1 protein-coding gene is annotated in these 441 nt (G+C 62.1%); it reads right to left on the reverse strand.

Annotated elements, in window-relative coordinates; translation table 11 throughout:
* The coding region (locus GO615_RS28070; protein WP_169133093.1) for an ArsC family reductase at positions 1-330 on the reverse strand (330 nt) is incomplete at its 3' end.
* Positions 331-441 lie beyond the last annotated feature (111 nt).

The following is a 441-nucleotide window of genomic DNA, read 5'->3' on the forward strand; positions in this document are numbered from 1 at the left end:
GTAGATGTCCGGCTTGAAGCCGACGACGCGCTTCGGTCCGAGATCCAGCACCGGGCGCTTGATCATCGAGGGCTGCTCGGCCATCAGCGCCAGCGCCTTGCGCTCGTTCAAGCCTTCCTTGTCGGAATCGGGCAGCTTCTTGAAGGTGGTGCCGGCGCGGTTGAGCAGCGTCTCCCAGCCGACCTCCTCGCTCCACTGCTTGAGCTTGTCCTTGGCGATCCCTGCGGTCTTGTAATCGTGGAAGTCGTAAGCGACGCCGTGATCGTCGAGCCAGGCGCGCGCCTTCTTCATGGTGTCGCAGTTCTTGATGCCATAGATGGTGATGGTCAAAGCCGTTCCCCGCATGCGATTGCAGCGGGCAAACTAGCCTCGCAGCCATCGCAGCGCCAGATCGGAGCGATCAGGTCTCCACACCGATCTCGGCATCGTCCGTGTCAGACC

The sequence above is a fragment of the Aromatoleum evansii genome (genome assembly GCF_012910805.1).
Classification (GTDB): domain Bacteria; phylum Pseudomonadota; class Gammaproteobacteria; order Burkholderiales; family Rhodocyclaceae; genus Aromatoleum; species Aromatoleum evansii.